This window comes from Methylobacterium aquaticum (genome assembly GCF_001043915.1).
In the GTDB taxonomy this organism is placed as follows: Bacteria; Pseudomonadota; Alphaproteobacteria; order Rhizobiales; family Beijerinckiaceae; genus Methylobacterium; species Methylobacterium aquaticum.
The window spans coordinates 1-18,866 of sequence record NZ_LABX01000051.1 but is presented as its reverse complement, the minus strand read 5'-3'; the positions used below and the strand labels follow the sequence as shown (position 1 = coordinate 18,866).

Annotated in this window: 14 protein-coding genes; 12 read left to right on the top strand and 2 right to left on the bottom strand. The window is 69.3% G+C overall.

Annotation, left to right across the window (positions count from 1 at the left end; all coding sequences use genetic code 11):
- Positions 1–760: 760 nt before the first annotated feature.
- On the top strand, positions 761–1,759 hold the full coding sequence (locus VP06_RS07270) for a Hint domain-containing protein (protein ID WP_048463161.1): 999 nt from the start codon (positions 761–763) through the stop codon (positions 1,757–1,759).
- Positions 1,760–1,801: 42 nt separating this feature from the next.
- Here VP06_RS07270 and mdoH read toward each other — a convergent pair whose 3' ends face one another.
- On the bottom strand, positions 1,802–3,598 hold the full coding sequence (gene mdoH / locus VP06_RS07265; protein WP_048463160.1) for a glucans biosynthesis glucosyltransferase MdoH: 1,797 nt from the start codon (positions 3,596–3,598) through the stop codon (positions 1,802–1,804).
- 126 nt (positions 3,599–3,724) lie between these two features.
- Here mdoH and VP06_RS07260 point away from each other — a divergent pair, with 126 nt between their 5' ends.
- The 9 genes from VP06_RS07260 (at position 3,725) to VP06_RS36040 (ending at position 15,764) form a co-directional block, all read left to right on the top strand.
- Complete coding sequence (locus VP06_RS07260; RefSeq protein WP_048463192.1) at positions 3,725–4,573, top strand: zinc-dependent alcohol dehydrogenase; 849 nt, start codon at positions 3,725–3,727, stop codon at positions 4,571–4,573.
- A gap of 11 nt (positions 4,574–4,584) precedes the next feature.
- Positions 4,585–4,986 carry a 6-pyruvoyl trahydropterin synthase family protein gene (locus VP06_RS07255; RefSeq protein ID WP_048463159.1) on the top strand — a complete coding sequence of 134 codons (402 nt, stop codon included), beginning with the start codon at positions 4,585–4,587 and terminating at the stop codon, positions 4,984–4,986.
- Positions 4,986–6,044 carry a glycosyltransferase family 4 protein gene (locus VP06_RS07250; protein ID WP_048463158.1) on the top strand — a complete coding sequence of 353 codons (1,059 nt, stop codon included), beginning with the start codon at positions 4,986–4,988 and terminating at the stop codon, positions 6,042–6,044. The genes VP06_RS07255 and VP06_RS07250 overlap by 1 nt, the downstream gene beginning before the upstream one ends.
- A 22-nt stretch (positions 6,045–6,066) precedes the next feature.
- Positions 6,067–6,924, top strand: a complete 858-nt coding sequence (locus VP06_RS07245; protein WP_048463157.1) for a class I SAM-dependent methyltransferase — start codon at positions 6,067–6,069, stop codon at positions 6,922–6,924.
- 392 nt (positions 6,925–7,316) lie between these two features.
- The gene (locus VP06_RS07240; RefSeq protein ID WP_197093154.1) at positions 7,317–8,264 is read left to right on the top strand and encodes a GHMP family kinase ATP-binding protein; all 948 of its coding nucleotides are present in this window, start codon (positions 7,317–7,319) and stop codon (positions 8,262–8,264) included.
- A 261-nt stretch (positions 8,265–8,525) separates the two neighbouring features.
- Positions 8,526–12,788 (top strand): methyltransferase domain-containing protein, encoded by a 4,263-nt coding sequence (locus VP06_RS33640; protein ID WP_053081576.1) that lies wholly within the window; start codon positions 8,526–8,528, stop codon positions 12,786–12,788.
- 53 nt (positions 12,789–12,841) lie between these two features.
- Positions 12,842–13,435: a D-sedoheptulose 7-phosphate isomerase gene (locus tag VP06_RS07230; protein ID WP_048463156.1), complete on the top strand. Its 594-nt coding sequence runs from the start codon at positions 12,842–12,844 to the stop codon at positions 13,433–13,435.
- A 156-nt stretch (positions 13,436–13,591) separates the two neighbouring features.
- Complete coding sequence (locus tag VP06_RS07225) at positions 13,592–14,818, top strand: HAD-IIIA family hydrolase (RefSeq protein ID WP_063928355.1); 1,227 nt, start codon at positions 13,592–13,594, stop codon at positions 14,816–14,818.
- Positions 14,819–15,137: 319 nt separating this feature from the next.
- Positions 15,138–15,764: a hypothetical protein gene (locus tag VP06_RS36040; RefSeq protein ID WP_156295487.1), complete on the top strand. Its 627-nt coding sequence runs from the start codon at positions 15,138–15,140 to the stop codon at positions 15,762–15,764.
- A gap of 73 nt (positions 15,765–15,837) precedes the next feature.
- Here VP06_RS36040 and VP06_RS07215 read toward each other — a convergent pair whose 3' ends face one another.
- Positions 15,838–16,377: a cytochrome b gene (locus VP06_RS07215; RefSeq protein WP_048463153.1), complete on the bottom strand. Its 540-nt coding sequence runs from the start codon at positions 16,375–16,377 to the stop codon at positions 15,838–15,840.
- Between the two features lie 278 nt (positions 16,378–16,655).
- Here VP06_RS07215 and ribA point away from each other — a divergent pair, with 278 nt between their 5' ends.
- Both ribA and bfr read left to right on the top strand, forming a co-directional pair.
- The gene (gene ribA, locus VP06_RS07210) at positions 16,656–17,783 is read left to right on the top strand and encodes a GTP cyclohydrolase II RibA (RefSeq protein WP_245291086.1); all 1,128 of its coding nucleotides are present in this window, start codon (positions 16,656–16,658) and stop codon (positions 17,781–17,783) included.
- Between the two features lie 206 nt (positions 17,784–17,989).
- Positions 17,990–18,487 carry a bacterioferritin gene (gene bfr / locus VP06_RS07205; RefSeq protein ID WP_048463151.1) on the top strand — a complete coding sequence of 166 codons (498 nt, stop codon included), beginning with the start codon at positions 17,990–17,992 and terminating at the stop codon, positions 18,485–18,487.
- The last annotated feature ends 379 nt before the right edge of the window (positions 18,488–18,866 follow it).

The window sequence follows — 18,866 nt, the reverse complement described above, 5'->3', positions numbered from 1 at the left end:
CTTATGCGCCGGTCTCCGCCGGTTTCGCGGCGAAGGCGATGGCGTGTCCTTTCTCAACGGCCCGGTCGCGCCCGGGGCCTGGGGTGAGGCGCCCGGTCTCGGGCGCGGCGTGATCGGACGGCGCTCACCCGGAACGCTCTCGCGATGACCGCCCTGTCTTGTCGTCCCACACAATTGCCACTCTGCACGTCACCCAGGGTCCCGCTTTCCGAGCCCGCAGCGCAGAAGATCGAAAGTTCCAGAAGCAATTTTTCGAGGCTCGGCGTCATCCTGACCGACCCGATTGTCCAGATGCCGGACGCCTTTTTATCGGCCCCGGACGAGGCTGAGAACATCGACTTTCCAATATCCTGGCAGGACCCTGCTTGATCTGATGGCGGAGCCAATCCGGCCGAACGGTCTCCCGGTGGACGAGCGCGCCGTCGATATCCGCAGACCGGACGCCATCCGTTGGGAACATTCGGCAATGCCTATCGGGAATATCTGGCAAATCGATTGCTGACATCGCCTATATCCCGCGATGACTTCCTCTCGGTCCCACAACATCGTCACAATAAAATCACACACCTTAAGAAACTCTTGTACATACCCGCAAGACCGGGTGTTTCCGCAGCGGCGGACGTGCTTACCCTTCCGGCGTCGTCGCAGCGGCTGCCACCGGCAGGCAGCGCGGCCGGCCCCGCCATCACGCGAATGCTTGTTCGCGCGATCGGCATTCCGACGCGATCATCATCATCAATAAGCCGGGGAGGTTCATCCGATGCCTGTCTTCAACAATACCGTCTATGGGCCGGGATTTGTCGGCTCGGATGACGGGGCGCCTTCGGCCGGTTTCGGCATCGACGACGTGTCGACCTCGCCCATCACGGTGACCGGCACGGTCAACAAGGCCGGTGACACCATCCAGGCGACCGGCATCTTCCCGGACGAGACCACGTCCACGACGAAGACGCTGTACGCGACGCAGTACGATTCGCCGGGGATGATCCAGTTCACGAACAGCACGACCAATCCCACCTTCCGCTACGTCCTCTCGAACACGACGCTCGCGCCGCGCCAGCGCGTCAGCTTCGACACCAACAACACCCCGACCGACTACACGCCGCCGGTGTGCTTCGTCACCGGCACGCGGATCCGCGTGCTGCGCGACGGCCTCGAGGCCGAGGTCGCCGTCGAGGACCTGCGGGTCGGCGACCGGGCCGTGACCGCCTCCGGCGCCCTGCGGCCGATCATCTGGATCGGCCACCGCGCCATCGACGGTAACGGCACGACGCTGCACCACGACCAGCAGCCGATCCATGTCCGCGCCGACGCCTTCGGGCCGGGCCTCCCCGCCCGGGACCTGCGCCTCTCCCCCGGCCACCCGGTCCTCGTCGGTGCCGATGCGGACAACGAGGGCGGCCACCTCGTGCCGATCATGTGCCTCATCAACGGCACCAGCATCGCGCGTGAGCCGGTCAACGCTGTCACCTACTGGCACGTCGAGCTCGACGCCCACGACATCCTGCTCGCCGAGGGCCTGCCCGCCGAGAGCTACCTCGACTGGGGTGACCGGCCGTTCTTCACGGAAAGCTCCGACCACGCCCTGCACAATCCCGACTTCGTCGTGCCGGGCCTGTCCGCCCGCTGCCGGCCGGTCGCAGTCGACGGTCCGGTGGTCGAGGCCGAGCGGGCGCGCCTGTCAGGCGTGTTCGCGGCAGCGCTCGGCGAAGCCTGCGCCTGGGACGAGGCCGAGCGCTTCGCCTGGATCGCCGCCTGACGATGGGATCGGGCTGGGCCGTGTGAGGCCCGGCCCACCCTGTCAGGCCCCGGCAGCCTCCGCGCGGCCGGCCTGGAGCCGCGCGATCTCCCAGGGCGGGGCGATCTCCTCCCGGGTCGCGCAGAGCCCCGCTCGGACCATGGCGCGCCCGGTGCCCGGCGCCGCGGTGACGACAGCGAAAGGCACACTGAGAAGGCTGCCGAGGGTGAGCGGCAGGCTCCAGGCCAGCAAAGCCGGCGCGATCCACGCAAGCGCCACGCAGACGACGAGCCCGAACAGCGTGACTCCGCCGAGGGAGCGGACCGCCTCGCTCCAGCGCACGCCCCTGGCGTCCCGACCTTGCGCCGTCCAGAACCCGGCCCGGCCGATCAGGAGCCCGATCATGACGGCCGTGAGCCGCACCGACGAGGCGCCGAGCAGGAGGAACGAGGCCACGATCTCGGCTGCCATCCCGGCGAGGAAGCGGAGCCCCCCGCCATGGGCCGCCCGCGCCTCGCGATCCGCCAGCACGGCGACGTAGCCGGCGAGCTTCGGGGCGAGCGAGAGCAGGAGCCAGACGAGATAGAGCGCGGCGGCGCCCGTCGCCGGGCCGCCCTGCGTCGCGGCGCGCCAGGGCAGGAGCAGGACGGCCAGCGTCAGGGCCGGCGGGTTGAGGAACATCAGGACCGCCCAGGCGAGCTGGAACCGGCTCATCGGCAGGAGCCCGGGCATCGCCGGCAGGCGCAGATACTGCATGTTGCCCCGGCACCAGCGGGCATCGCGGGTGAGGTGGTCGAGGAGCGTCGGCGGGTTGTCCTCGAAGCTGCCCTCCTCGATCGGCAGCACCCGGACCTCGTAGCCGGCCCGGCGCATCAGCACCGCCTCGACCTGGTCGTGCGACAGCACCGCCCCGCCACCGCGCAAGAGCGGCAGCCGGCAATGGGCCGCGAAGGGGGCGATGCGGACAACCGCGTTGTGGCCCCAGAACGGGCCGCATTCCGCCCCCCACCACGCCGCCCCCAGCGTGTAGGGAAGCATGCCGTGGCGCATCCCGAACTGAAACAGCCGCGCGAAGGCGCTCGCGGCCGGCGCGCCGACCGCCAGGCTCTGGAGGATGCCGAGGCGCGGATGCGCCTGCATGATCCGCACGAGGCGCAGGATCGCCGGCCCGGTCATCAGGCTGTCGGCATCGAGGGGCAGCATCAGTTCGGCGTCGCTGCGGGCGCAGAAATCCTGGAGGTTGCCGGCCTTGTAGCCGGCATTGTCGGGGCGGCGGCGATAATGGATCCGGGCAGCCTCCGCCTCGGGCAGGCCGGCGCGCCAGGAGGCGACCCAGTCTTCCTCGGCCCGGATCACCCGGGGATCGTCGCTGTCGCTCAGCACGTGGTAGCGGAAGGCGGCCCCCTGACCGGTGCGCTCCAGGCTCTCGCGCACCAGGGCGAGGCGCGACAGGGCCCGGGCCGGGTCCTCGTTGCGCAGGGTCATCACCACGGCGGTGGTGACGTGAAGCGGCACCGCCTCCTCCCCGGCCGACACGTGCGGCGCAGCGGACAGCACGCCCGGCCGGCCGGCCCGCAGGAGCAGGAAGCCGATCGCGGCGTTCCAGAACCCCAGCACCGTCCAGGGCAGGGTGGCGAGGCCGCAGGCGAGGAGCGCGAGATCGAGCCCGTCGATGCCGTCCTCCGCCAGCACCATCCAGAGGGCCGCCGCGAGGGCCAGGATGGTGGCCAGGTTGAGCCCGAGCACCAGCAGGCGGCGACGGCGCAGGATCAGGCAGGCTTGCAGGCCCGTCGGCGTCGTGAGAGGAGCGCGGGCGGGCCCCTCCGCGAGGGTGACCACCGAGGAGTCGGTTTGCGGCATCGTCAGGCATCCGGGAGCGACACGGCGGAGGCCGTGCGGGCGCTCTGGTATAGCGCAGCCGGCCAAGCGGAGCTGCGGCAAGAGCGCCTGTCCCCGCCCGGCCCGGGCGAGGTGCGGGCGCGCACCCTGTGGACGGCCTTGAGCCGGGGCACCGAGCGGCTGGTCTTCGAAGGCCGTGTGCCCGAGGCGGTGGCCGAACGGATGCGGGCCCCAGGCCAGGACGGCGACTTCTCCTTCCCGGTCAAGTACGGCTATTGCGCCGTCGCCGAGACGGAAGCAGGCGAGCGGGTCTTCGCGCTCCAGCCGCACCAGGAGGCGTTCAATGCCCGCCGGGACACGCTTTGCCCGCTGCCCGCGGGCCTGCCGCCGCGCCGGGCGGTGCTCGCCGCCAACATGGAGACGGCGCTGAACGCCCTGTGGGATTCGGGCGCCGGGCCGGGGGACCGGATCGCGGTGGTCGGCGGCGGGGTGGTCGGGCTCCTCGTCGCCCATCTCTGCGCCGGCCTGCCGGGAGCGGAGGTCTGCCTGATCGACCGCGACCCCGCCCGGGCCGGAACGGCGCGGGCGCTGGGCCTCGCCTTCGCGCTGCCGGAGGCGGCACCGGACGAGGCCGATCTCGTTGTCCACGCCAGCGCCAGCGCGGCCGGGCTGGCGCTGGCCCTGTCGCTCGCCGGGGAGGAGGGGACGATCGTCGAGCTGAGCTGGTACGGCACCGACGCGATCGCCGCGCCGCTGGGCCTCGCCTTCCATGCCCGGCGCCTGCGCCTGATCGCCAGCCAGGTCGGGGCGGTGGCGGCCTCGCGCCGTCCGCGCTGGAGCCACCGCCGCCGCCTCGCCAAGGCCCTCGACCTTCTCCGCGACGACCGCCTCGACGCCCTCCTCACCGAGGAGGTCGCCTTCGACGACCTGCCCGCCGCCCTGCCCCGCCTGCTCAAGCCCGGCGCCCCGGGCCTGTGCACCGTGATCCGCTACTGACAGGAGTTCCCATGTACGCCGTCGAGGTCCGCGACCACGTGATGATCGCCCACAGCTTCAAGGGTGAGCTGTTCGGGCCGGCGCAGGCCCTGCACGGGGCGACCTTCGTGGTCGACGTGGCGTTCTTCCGCGAGACCCTGACCGCGGACGGGGTGGTGGTCGATATCGGCCGGGCGAGCGAGGCGCTCAAGACCATCCTGGCGCCGCTCACCTTCCGCAACCTCGACGACCTGCCGGAATTTGCGGGCCAGAACACCACCACCGAGTTCCTGTGCGGGCACATCCATCGCGCGATGGCCGCCGCCACGCGGGCCGGCGATCTCGGCCCCGGCGGCGAGGGCGTGAGCCGCCTGCGCGTCACCTTGCACGAATCCCACCTGGCGCGGGCCTGGTTCGAGGCGCCGCTCGCCTGATGCGGCTCGTTCTCGCCGTCCCGGGCGACCTCTCGGCGCCGACCGGGGGCTACGCCTATGCCCGCGCGCTCCTCGCGCACCTGCCGGGCCAGGGGATCGTGGCGACCCATCTGGCGCTGCCGGGCGGGTTCCCGGATCCGGGCGCCGACGACCTCGCCCGCACCGCTGCCCTCCTGGCCGAGGTCCCGGCCGAGGCGGGCCTCCTCGTCGACGGCCTCGCCTACGGGGCGCTGCCGCCGGAGGTGATCCGCGCCGCCGGGCGGCCGGTCTCGGTCCTGGTGCATCACCCCCTCGGCTACGAGACCGGCCTGTCGCCGGAACGGGCGGCGGCCTTGATCGCGCGCGAGCGCACGGCCTTGGCGCTCGCCGACCGCGTGGTCGCGACGAGCCGCTTCACCGCCCGGCTGCTCGCGGCCGAGTTCGGCGTGCCGCTCGCGACGATCACGATCGCCGAGCCCGGCACGCGCCCGGCGGTCCGGGTGGCGCCGCGGCCGGGCCCGCATGTCCGGCTCCTCTCGGTCGGCACCGTGACGCCGCGCAAGGGCTACGCCGTGCTGGTGCAGGCGCTGGCGATGCTGGCCGATCTCGACTGGTCGCTCACGATCGCGGGCAGCCTCGACCGGGCGCCCGACTGCGCCGACGCCCTGCGCCATCGGATCGCCGCGGCGGGTCTCGAGAGCCGCATCACCCTGGCAGGCGCGGTGACGGCGGACGCCCTGGAGCGGTGCTATGCCGAGGCCGACCTCGCGGTCTCGGCCTCGCTGTTCGAGGGCTACGGCATGGCCTTGGCCGAGGCCCTGGCCCGCGGCCTGCCCCTCGTTGCCACCACCGGGGGCGCCGCGGCCGAGACGGTGCCGGCCGGCGCCGGCCACGCGGTGCCGCCCGGCGACGCGCCCGCCCTCGCCGCCGCGCTCCGCACGCTGATCGCCGATCCGGCCCGCCGCGCCGAGGCCGCCGCGGCATCCTGGGCGGCGGGGCGGCGCCTGCCCGACTGGCCCGACACCGCGGCGGCGGTCGCCGCTGCCATGAACGATGCCGTCGTAAAGTCCCCCGCATGACGACCCCGACCGTGAGGACAGCATGAGCGGCTTCAGCCCAGACTGGCTCGCCCTGCGCGAGCCCGCCGACCACGCCGCCCGGGACGCGGGCCTCGTCGCCGCCCTGGCGCGGGTGCTGCCGCCGCGCTTGCGGGCGGTCGATCTCGGCTGCGGCACCGGCTCGAACCTGCGGGCGCTGGCCCCCCATCTGGGTTCCGCCCAGGACTGGGTGCTGGTCGACCACGATCCCGCCTTGCTCGCCGCCGCCCGGTTGCGCCTGACGGATTGGGCCGAGCGGGCGGAACCGGCGGGAGAGGGCCTGATCCTGCATCGCGGCCCAGCGCGGATCGCCGTGCGGTTCCGCGCCCTCGACCTCGCGGCCGACCCGGCCGCGGCGTTGGAGGAGAAACCGGACCTCGTCACCGCGGCGGCCCTGTTCGATCTCGCCTCGGACGCCTGGATCGCCACCGTCGCCCGGGCGGTGGCGCAGGCCCGCGCCGTCTTCTACACCGCCCTCACCTATGACGGGGAGGAAGACTGGACGCCGCCGCACCCGGACGACGCCGCGATCCACGCCGCCTTCCTGGCCCACCAGGCCGGCGACAAGGGATTCGGGCCCGCCGCCGGCCCGGGCGCGACCGACGCGCTGGCGAATGCCTTCCGAGCGTGGGGCTATGCGGTCGAGAGCGCCGCCAGCCCGTGGCACCTCGGGCCGGACGCGGAGGCCCTGTTGCACCAGCTCGCCGAGGGCACGGCGCAGGCGGCGCGGGAGACCGGGCAGGTCGCTGCCTCGGATGCCGCGGCCTGGTCGGCGCTGCGGCAGCGCCCCGGCACGCGGGCGGTGATCGGCCATCGGGATCTGCTGGCCGTGCCGGCTCCGGCAGCGACAGCGCCTTCCTGACGTGGTCCCCGGCCCCTTGCCCCGGCCCCTTGCCCCAGCCCCCCGGCACGCCGCGTCACCCAGCATGACACCCGAGCCGGCCCTCGCGGATCGGCCCCGATCCGCCACGACCTTGCGTCAGATCACGGCAACGAGACACGTCCGATCTGCGAAGGTCCCTGTGCAACGCCCATCATCACGTGCCGTCGAGAGACTTCGAGCCCGGCCTCTCTCGCGCGAACAGGTTCTCAGCATCGGCACCCGCCGACATCGCCGCCACCCGGACGGGTGATAGTGATCAGCCCTACGGCAACACGTGGCAAGTTGCTGCCTTTGAAGATGCGGAACCTATTTTTGCGACCGCTCTATTGTCCTGACTTTGGCTATAATTCTCTTGCATCAGAGTGAAAAATTTGCTTGATGCCGGGCCAGGCAAAGGAGTTAGCGTCTTGCGAGAAGTTGCCATTCGCTCACGAGCGCCTCTGAGGCCCGGTCTCGCAGGTGGCGGCACCGACCTGTCCCCATATTGCGACGAATATGGTGGAGCCATCCTGAATTGCACGATCGACCGCTACGCATACGCTTTCATCACACCGCGTAACGACAGCGTCATCCGCTTCGTGGCGAGCGACATCAACACGGACGAGAGCCACTCGACGGGACGCGCCCTCGATATCGGATCGGGCCTGAGATTTCATCGGGCGGTCTACAACCATTTCGTCGAGTCGGGCTCCCTCGATCCCAAGGCCGGCATGACGGTCACGACCGGCGTCGATTCTCCGCACGGGTCGGGGCTCGGCTCCTCGTCGGCTCTCGCCGTCGCTCTGTGCGAGGCGTTCCGGTTCTTCTGCAACACGCCGCTCGGGACCTACGACCTGGCCCATCTCGCCTTCGAGATCGAGCGCCTGAGGCTGAGCCTCGCCGGCGGCAAGCAGGATCAGTCTGCGGCCTCGTTCGGTGGCGTGAACTTCATCGAGTTCCTCCCGCAGGACCGGGTCATCGCCGACCCGCTGCGGGTCGACCGTTCGGTGCTCAACGAGCTGGAAGCGTCGCTCGTCATCTGCTCCACCGGCGTCTCGCGCGAATCCGAGCAGATCATCGATCCGCAGGTCGGCCGCAACGCGCAGACGCTCGACGCGCTCCATGCGATCAAGCAGGCCGCCATCGACATGAAGCAGGCCCTGCTCACCGGGAATCTCCGCACGCTCGGCGCGGTTCTCAACAATCCGTGGATCTCGAAGAAGAAGACCGCATCCGGTGTGTCGACCCAGATCATCGACGAGCTGTTCGAGGCCGGCGGCTGGGCATGGCCGGTCCACCTGGCCGGTCGAGGCGTCGAATCCTGGAAAACCCAGACCTGAGCGTCATGCGCCCAAGCGACTCGCGGTTCGGCGACAAGAATGATGCAAAAACAACCACTCAGCTGAGCTGCGCGATGCGGCTCCGCAAAAGCGGATTTCGCCGACGTGGTCACCGGTTCGGCGGCAAAAATCTGCGATCAAACAAGACCCTAAGCGGACGAAGCGGTGGCCTGCCAACGCAAGTCTGCTTAGGCAGGACGACCGCCATCCTCCTCGTCTCCCGCGCCTCGACCGAACTGTCCTTCTGCTGGTGAATCGATAATGGCCGATCTGGAGCGCTACACCCCCTCGATCAAGGGGCGCATAGCCTACGAACATCTGCATCGCTATGCAGTGGCGAAAGATTACGTGACCGGTGCGGCCGTGCTCGACATTGCCTGCGGCGAGGGTTACGGCTCTGCGAACCTCGCAGCCGTGGCGCGCCACGTCACCGGCGTCGATATCGACGCCGCCACGATCGCCGATGCCCGGGCCCGCTACGGCCATCGCGACAACCTGACCTTCCTGCAGGGCGATGCGGAGCAGCTTCCGGCAGACGATGCCAGCTTCGACGTCGTGGTCTCGTTCGAGACGATCGAGCATCTCAAGGACGCGGACCGCTTCCTGACGGAGATCAAGCGCGTCCTCAAGCCCGACGGCCTCCTCATCATCTCGTCGCCGAACAAGCCCGAGTACCAGAAGAGCGTGTCCAAGCCGAACCCGTTCCATCTTCACGAGTTCGACCTGGCCAGCTTCCAGGGTCTGCTGTCGGCGCGCTTCAGGACCTGCGACATGCGCGGCCAGCGCATGTTCATCGGGTCGATGGTCGCCCCGCTGGCGACCGGCATCCTCCCGAACGAGCCCAGCTACCGGGCCTTCACCGGCGATCGAGGCGGCCTGACCCGGCCCACCGAGATCCATTCCGGCGTCGCCCGCCTGGCCGCGCCCGAATACTATGTCGGCTTTTGCAGCGACGGCGAGATCCAGCATCCCGTCGCGGCCGATTCGGTTCTCGTGCTGCCGGACGACGATCTCTGGCTCACCTATCGCGAGGTCACCCGGTGGGCGTCCGGCGTCCACGACGAGACCGAGAGTCTCCGCCGGCGGATCGGCGAGATCGAGCACGACCTTGTCCTCGCCCGCCACAAGGAGAGTGCCCTGACGGACCAGGCCCGCATCGCCGAAGCGGCCCACCAGGTCCTGTCCGACAACAGGTTGACGATCCAGCACCTGCTCGAAGCCGGCAATCAGCTTGCCGCCCATACGGCGCGCGCCGAGCGCGCCCTGTCGGTGCGCGAGGCGCAGATCGGTGAGTTGCTGGCGCAGGCCGAGCAGCGCGGGGCCGAGCGGCAGCGGCAAGTCTTCGAGCGGGAGCTGTCGATGGTCTCGCCGCTCCTGTCGCGGCTGAACGGTGAGCAGACGCCCGCCACCGTGCATGCCTTGATCGACGGCATCGCGCTCGCCTGGCACAACCGTGAGATCGCGAACCGGGAGGTCGCGCTCCTTCGCGATCGCGTCAGCGACGAGCAGGCGCTGCGCAGCCGCCTCGAGTCCTCGGCCGCGGCGCTGGAGCGCCGGATCCAGGAGCGGGAGGCGGAGTATGCGGCCGAACGCCAGGCGCGGGACGCGCGGGAGGCCGAGTTGCGCGAGGCGGCCCAGTCTCTCGGGCAGCGGCTCGCCGCCGCGAAGGACGAGCATGACCGGCTGCAAACGGCCCTCGCCGAGGCCACCCGCGACGCCGAGGATCGCCTGAAAGCCCGCGACGAGGCGGATGCCGCACAGCTTGCATCCCTGACCGGGATCCTCGCCTACAGGGATGCGTTTGCCCACGCCGTGAGACGCGCATCGCACATCGTCCGGCTGGACATGATGCAGACCCAGCCGCGCTCACCCCTGCGCCTCCAGGCGGTCAATCCGGGTGAACCCGTCTACGAAAAGCTGTTCTTCGACGAACAGCGCTACCTGCGGCTCTACGGCGACGCACTGGAAGACGGCGTCGATCCGTTCCGTCACTACGTCGAGACCGGCTGGCGCGAGGGCCGGTCGCCGAACGTGATGTTCGACGGCGACTGGTACCTCGCCACCCATCCGAACGCCTTGGCCTCCGGGCTCAATCCGCTGTCGCATTACGTGCGCGTCGGCGCGGCCGCGGAGCTTCAGCCGCATCCGCTGTTCGACCGGCACTATTACGTCTCGCGCTATCCCGAGTCGGTGCGGCATGTGGGCGACGCGTTCCAGCATTTCGTGCGGGCCGGCCTCTGGGCGAACCACGCTCCCAATGCGGAGATCGAGAGGCTTGCGGGCGACGGTCCGGTCATCGCGGTGATCGAGCGGTGCCTCGGCGAGGCGCTCAGCCCCGTGGTCGATGCGGACACATGGCCGTCGACACTCAACGACTACTGGATCCCCCAGAGCCTGCGGGACTACGTGGTCGACGAGTTCGGCGACGGCCCGATCGACGCGCTCTCCTACCTGTTCTCGGTGATCACGACCTACGACGCCGATCCGGACGGGTTCGCGTCGAGCCCGGCGCTCAAGTATCTCGTCCAGCGCGCCCAACGGCGCGCCGCGCCGGCTGTCGGGACGCTGCCCGACGTGTCGATCATCATTCCGGTCTACAACAACCTCGTCTACACGCTGACCGCGATCGTCTCGATTCTCGAGCACGAGACGTCGCACAGCTACGAGATCATCGTCGGCGACGACCGGTCGACGGATGCGACGCCGACCGTCGTGCCGGGGCTCGGCCCCAGCATCGTGCTGGCCCGGCACCCGACCAATCTCGGCTTCCTGTCCAATTGCAACGCCTGCGCGCGACAGGCGAGCGGACGGATCCTCGTCTTCCTGAACAACGACACGCTCGTCCTGCCCGGCTGGCTCGACGCACTCGTCGCGCCCTTCGCCTCCGACCCGGCCGTCGGCATGACCGGCTCGAAGCTCCTCAACGGCGACGGCACGCTCCAGGAGGCCGGCGGCATCCTGTGGAACGACGGCAGCGCCTGGAATTACGGTCGCGGCGGCGATCCCCGGCTGCCGCATTTCAGCTATTCGAAGGACGTCGACTACATCTCCGGGGCCTCGATCGCGCTCCCGAAGGCGCTCTGGGACGAACTCGGCGGCTTCGATCCGCTGTTCACGCCGGCCTATTGCGAGGATTCCGACATCGCCTTCCGGGTCCGCGCCGCCGGCTACCGGACCTGGCTCGCGGCGCATTCGGTCCTGATCCATCACGAGGGCCGCTCCCACGGCCGCGACGTCACGTCGGGGATCAAGGCTTACCAGGTCTCCAACCAGCGCAAGTTCCTCGACCGCTGGGGCGCGACCCTCAAGGCCGAGCACTTCCCGAAGGCCGAGACGGTCTTCCTGGCCCGGGACCGGAGCGCGCGCCGCCCCCACATCCTGATCGTCGACCATTACGTGCCGCAATGGGACCGCGATGCCGGATCGCGCACCATGCTGCACTTCATCCGGATGTTCCTGAAGCAGGGATTCCAGGTCACGTTCTGGCCCGACAACCTTTACAACGACCGCGCCTATGCCAGGCCGCTCCAGAATCTCGGCGTCGAGGTGATCTACGGCCCGCACCATGTCGGCGGGTTCGAAACATGGTACCGGGAGAATGCGGATCACCTCGGCTACGTCTTCCTGAGCCGGCCCCAGATCGCCGAGAAGTACATCGACGCGATCGACCGCCGGAAAAGCAAGATCGTCTTCTACGGCCACGACCTGCATTGGCGCCGCCTGGAAATCCAATGGAAGGTGTCTCAGGATGAGAAGGTCTATCATGAGATGACCACGATGCGTGCGCTCGAAGAGAAGATCTGCCTCGGCTCGGATGCGATCTTCTATCCGAGCCAGACCGAGATCGACATCCTGCGGGACTGTCTGCCCGGCCTGCCGGCGGCCGCGGCGGTGCCGGCCTGGTTCTTCGACGAGGCCGAGATCGCCGCGATGGGGGAGCGCCACAAGAATGCGCCCCAGCGCGACGCGGCCCACCTGATGTTCGTCGGCGGCTTCGTGCACGGCCCGAACGTCGACGGCGTGCTGTGGTTCGTCTCGGAGGTGTGGCCGAAGGTGAAGGCTGCCGTGGCCGAGGCCCGGCTGACGATCGCCGGCTCGAACCCGCCCGGCGAGATCCGCAACCTCGTCAACACGGCCCCGTCGGTGAGCGTGGCCGGTCACATCAGCGACGCCGCCCTGCGGCAGCTCTACGCCCAGGCTTCGGCGGCGATCGTGCCGCTGCGCTTCGGCGGCGGCGTCAAGGGGAAGGTCATCGAGGCGTTCTCGAACGCGATCCCGGTCGTGTCGACCACGATCGGCATGCAGGGCATCGATGCGGACGACGTCTGCCTCGTGGCCGACGAGCCCGACGCCTTCGCGGAGGCCGTCATCCACTGCCTCCTCGATCCGGCCGCGGCTCAGGAGCGGGCGGCCCGGGCGATCGAGTTCCTGACGCGGAACTACGCGCTGGCCGCGCTGGTGCGCAGCATGCAACCCTCCATCCCGGAACTCGGCGGCGCTCCCGCGACCTCCGCGACGGAGTGACCCGCCGCCCCCCTCGCCCCTCCGAGACGTCTGCCAGCCCACGAGAAGACCCGATGTCCACCGAGCCCTGCCACGTCCTGTCCCACTTCGAAGCCTCCAGCGCCGCGATGGCCGACACCCTCAAGGAACAGGCTTTCATCGAATCGTGCCGCCAGATGACGGCGGCCTGCATCCGCACCCTGAGAGGCGGCGGCAAGCTCCTGTTCGCCGGCAATGGCGGCAGCGCAGGCGACGCCCAGCACATTGCGGGCGAATTCGTCTCCCGCCTCAACTTCGACCGGGCGCCTTTGGCCGCGATCGCCTTGACGGTCGACACCTCGGTGCTGACGGCCATCGGCAACGATTACGGCTTCGATCGCGTCTTCGAGCGGCAGGTCCTCGCGCTCGGCCGCAAGGGCGACCTGTTCTGCGGCATCTCGACCTCGGGCCGCTCACCCAACATCCTGCGGGCGTTGCGCGCCGCGCGCGAGCTGGGCGTCACCACGGTCGGCCTCATGGGCGCGAATGGCGGCGAGATGGCGGATCTCTGCGACCTCGTGCTCGCGGCGCCGCACACCCGGACGCCGATGATCCAGCAGCTCCACATCACGGCGGCCCATGCGATCTGCGGCGCCGTCGAGGCGGAGATCTTCGGCGGTCCGGCCTGACAAAGGGGGACGGGGGTGCCGGGCGCCGCCGGGCCGGCGGCGAGCAGCGCCCACGACGACACGACCGAGCCCCGCTCGCACGCGCATGGCCGGCGGGGATGGCCGCCCGGGATGGTGCTCCGTCCGGCGCCTCATCGTCTTTGACTGGAAACCATGATGACAGCGACCCAAACCCGGCCGACGGACATCCGGCAGGCCGTCATCCTCTGCGGGGGGATCGGCAGCCGCCTCGGAGCCTTGACGGAGGCGGCGCTGAAGCCGCTGCTTCCCGTGGCGGAGACGCCGTTCCTCGAGCGGCTGCTGTTCGAGATCGGCCGGTTCGGGCTCGACCGGATCCTGTTCCTCGCCGCCCACCGCGCGGACGACATCCGCGCCTTCGCGGCGGAGGCTTGCCCGCGTCTCGGCCTGACCTTCGAGATCGCGGTCGAGCCCGACCGGGCCGGGACCGGCGGCGCGCTCTGGCATGCCCGCGACCATCTCGACCCGGTGTTCTTCCTGTTCAACGGCGATAGCTGGTTCGACGTCAACCTCCTCGACCTGGCGACCCGGCTCGAGCCGGATGACCTCGCGGTCCTGGCCCTGCGGGAGGTGGAGGATGCGGCGCGCTACGGCACCGTGACGGTGGACGGCCCACGCGTGCGGCGTTTCGCGGAGAAGACCGGATCCTCCGCCCCCGGCCTCGTCAATGGCGGGATCTACGTGGTCCGCCGGGACCTGGTCGACGCCCTGTCGCCATCCTGCTCGCTCGAGGCGAACGGCCTCGCTCCGCTGGCCGAGACGGGCCGGATTGCCGGCCGGCGCTATGACGGCTTCTTCATCGACATCGGGATCCCGAGCGATTTCGAGCGGGCCCAGCACGCGATCCCAGCGGCCCAGCGCCGGCCGGCGGTCTTTCTCGACCGCGACGGCGTCCTGAACGAGGATCGCCACTATGTCGGTGAGATCGAGCGGTTCTGCTGGCTGCCCGGCGCCCAGGAGGCGGTCAAGACCCTGAACGATGCCGGCGTCTTCGTGTTCGTGGTGACGAACCAGGCCGGGGTCGCACGGGGATTCTACGACGAGGCGGCCGTCAACCGGCTGCACGCCTTCATGCAGGCGGAGCTGCGGACGATCGGCGCCCATATCGACGCCTTCCGGTATTGCCCCTACCATCCGGACGGCACGGTGCTGGCCTATGCACGCCCGTCGGACTGGCGCAAGCCCGCCCCGGGCATGATCTTGGATCTGCTGAGCCACTGGCCCGTCGACACGGCGAGGAGCTTCCTGGTCGGCGACCAGGACCACGATGTGGCCGCCGCCCATGCGGCGGGACTAGCCGGATACAAGATCGCCGGGGGCGAGTCCCTCGATGAACTGGTGCGGGCGCGGCTGGCCAGCGCCTAGAGCGCTTCACGATCGCGTTGCCATCGCGAAGCTTCTCTAGCTCTTTGATTTTGCCGCATTTTCTGCGACGAACCGGTATCCACTTCGTCGGAAAATGCTCCAAGCAGATTTCGCCGAAGCGGTCACCGGTTCGGCGGCAAAAATCTGCGATCAAACAGGACTCCAAACAGGACCCTAAGAGTCCGTTGGACAAGGGGTCTCCAGACGCACCATGTGGCGCCCAATCTGCCCATCGGGCACCACATTTCGTATGCTGAGGGGGCTTTCCCAACGGACTCTAAGGAATGTTCCATGCCCGCCAAGACGATCCGATAAGGTATTGTCGACGGCCGCGACATTCGCAACCGGCGATGTCCGCGCCCGCCTCAGTCATTCACAATGCAACATTGCGGATGATGCGGATATGAATACCAAATCTTGCTTGCGCGTCTCGATGCGCGATACTGCAATGACAGGCGATCAGCAGGGCAGATCCGGCTTGCAATCACGCGGCGCGATTGTTATGGCATTTGCCAGTCCGTTGCAAGTCGGAGTTCGTATTGTGAAGTCCATCCGTCCGGATCTCAATGGTCGACGCCTCATCAATGAGGAAAAGACACAGACATGGCTGGTATTCAACGGGTTGCGGCACTACGTGACCAGCGCGCAAGTCTATGATGCGTTGTTCAGGCCCGGCGTGAACTTCGACCACCTTCCGGATCTGGACAGCGTTGCCGAAGGCCCGGACCTCAGCCCCGGCACGTGCCTAGTGAGCGACAGCGAAACCGGCGAGATCTATTTGATCTTCGGTGATCCGTCGATCAACATCCGTAAGTATGCCATCAAGACCTACGAGAACTTCGTCGAGCTGGGCTTGAACGAGGCCGTGGTGCGGACCGTTCCGCCGATCGTGCTTGCGGCCATTCCGGCGGGACGGCCGATACACTTCACGATGCCGTCGTCATAGCGGGCGGCCCAACGGCCCGGAACCGCGCCTCCTCGTTCGACGTGGCAGGATCCTGCATCCCGGAGCGGCCGGCCTACTCCGCCCGCCCCGGCAGCATCCGCCGCAGGGTCCCGTCGCGCCGCACCAGGTGGTGGTGCAGGGCCGCCGCCGCGTGCAGCACCACCAGGGCGACCAGCGCGAAGGCCGCGACCTGATGCACCCGGAGGATCGCCTCGCCGACCGGCATCCCGCCGGAGATCGGCAGGGTGAGGGGCAGGGTGAAGTACAGCATCACCGGCGCGCAGCAGGCCGAGGTGCCGGCCCAGCCGAGCATTGGGACCACCACGATCAGGGCATAGAGCGCGAGGTGGGAGGCATGGGCCGCCCGGCCCTGCCAGGCGGGCAGGCTGGCCACCAGAGGCGGAGCGCCGCGGGCGGCGCGCACCAGGAGCCGCGCCAGGGCCAGGGCCAGCACGGTGAGCCCGAACGACTTGTGCCACTCGTAGAGCGCGTTCTTCAGGTCGCCGTCGGGCAGGTTGGCCATCGCCAGGGCGATCGGCACCAGGGCGACGATCAGGGCGGCGACGGCCCAGTGCAGCACCTTCTGGGATGGAGCATAATGGCGCGGCGTCATGCGACCTCACAGTTAGGAACGAGGAGCGGCAGGGGACCAGAGAAACGACGGGGACACACGGCACCCCTGGGGTGTATGGACAACCCTGCAAAGGCGCGACACGTAGACGGCGGGATCGATGGCAGAGCCGGGCAGGACATGTCACGTGTCGTCTGGTCCCGGATCGTGGCGTCAGCCGCCTCCGCGGTTCTCCTCCAAGATTCTCACCACGTCCAGGCACCCGGCCCATCGCGACCGCGCCGGGGCCATCTCTCTCAGGGTCGATGATGTCGGTCACGATGCAGAGTAGCAGCAGTCTAGACCCGGCCGCGGGCCGCGAACAGATGCAGGAACAGATCGACGTCGAACGGGCGCTGGCGGAGATCCGTGCCGGGCGGCCGGTCTCCCTGCGCGGCGCGGACCCGGTGCTCGCACTGTCGGTCGAGGCCCTCGGCGACGATCTCGACAGGAACATGGCCGCCGCCCTCACGGCCCTCGCCGGGACCGGCGCGCGCCTCGTCCTGCCGGCGCCGCGCCTGCGCCGCCTCGGCCTGGCCGACCGGCACGAGGCCGGCGCGGTCGCTCTCCCGACGATCGATCCGGCCCGGATCGAGGCCCTGGCGCTCCGCCTCGACGGGCGGATCGATGCCCCCGTGGCGCCGGCCTCGCCCGGCGACGAGGCGGCCCTCGCGCTGATGGCGCTCGCGCAGGTGCTCCCGGCAGTGCTGGTGGTGCCGGGCGAGGCCGCGCCTCCCGGCACCCTCACGATCGGGGCGGCGGCGGTGGCCGCCTATCCGGGCCGGAAGGCGGCCTCCCTGCGGCCGGTCAGCCGGGCCCCGGTGCCGCTGGCGAGCGCCCCGGACAGCGAGTTCGTGGTCTTCCGCGGCGGCGAGGGCCTGCGTGATCAGGTGGCGGTGGTGATCGGCCGGCCGGACCTGTCGCAGCCGGTGGCGGTGCGGCTGCACTCGGCCTGCCTCACTGGCGACCTGTTCGGCTCACTCAAATGCGATTGCGGGGACCAGCTGCGCGGCACCGCCGGCTGGATGGCGCAGCATGGCGGCGGCATCGTGCTCTATCTCGACCAGGAGGGTCGCGGGAACGGGCTCGCCAACAAGATCCGCGCCTACGATCTCCAGGCGCGGGGGCTCGACACCTACGAGGCCGACGAGGCCCTCGGCTTCGGCCTCGATCAGCGCCGGTTCGACTTCGCCGCCGCCATGCTGAAGGCGCTCGGCGTCACCGCCGTCCGGCTCCTGAGCAACAATCCCGAGAAGGCCGCAAGTCTGGAGGCCGCGGGGCTCGTCGTGGTCGAGACCCAGCGGGCGCTCGGCCGGATCACGCCGGAGAACATCCGCTACCTGACAGCCAAGCGCGACAGGGCCGGCCATGCTCTCGACCTCGATGCCTTCGCGTGCCTCGACATGTGATCGCCATCATCAGCCCGCCTGCACCACCCCGCGTGGTGGAGCCGGAGCGACGCCGCCATCGCCGAGCGGTCGGACAGTGCAAGAGGCTATTCCCGGCCTGTCTGGGCCTGGCTGGTGTGGCCCTGCGGAACGTTCGCTGATAGCTAGGGCGCGATTGGGCCGGCATCTGCTCGGTCCGATGGACGATCGATACGGGAGATCGAGCAATGAAGGGTGACGCCAAGGTCATCGAGTACCTCAACCGCGGACTGCGCAGCGAGTTGACCGCGGTGAGCCAGTACTGGCTCCATTTCCGGATGCTGAATGACTGGGGCTATATCGATCTCGCCAAGTTCTGGCGCAAGGAATCGATCGAAGAGATGAACCACGCCGATCGCTTTATCGATCGGATCCTGTTCCTCGACGGCTTCCCGAACCTACAGGAACTTGACCCGCTGCGGATCGGGCAGAACGTCCAGGAGATCATCGAGTGCGATCTCGCCGCCGAGGTCGAGGCGCGCAGCCTCTACCTCGAAGCCGCGCAGTACAGCGAATCGATCAACGACCGCGTCTCGAAGCTTCTCTTCGAGGATCTGGCCGCCGACGAGGAAGGCCATATCGACTTCCTGGAGACTCAGCTCGAGCTGATCCGCCAAGTCGGCCTGCCGCTCTACGCCCAGCGCCACATTGGCGGCCTGGAGAAGATCGAGCCCGAGGCCGAGTAAGCCGCTGTTGCGCTTCCTTCGCCGCAACGGTCACCGCTTCGGCGAAGGATGTCATACCAACGGTCGTTGGAAACGGCCTTTGGGTCCCTTCTCGAATTTTCGCCAAGCCGCTGTCTTGGCATCGACAATTCGAGATGACCCATCGGCCCGATGCGTCAGCATCTTGGACCGATGGGATTAGCCGTTGGTACCAGACGAAATCCGATCGATGGCCACGCAACGCGGATTTCGGGTTCGCGCAAGCGTCTGGAGCCTCCGGCTCCACCGCGCGGGCTCATGATACCAACGGCCCAAGATGCTGACGCATCGATTCGATTTCGGGCAGGCCCGGGATCGACGGGGCCGTTGACCCATCTCGAATTGTCGATGCCACGCCAGA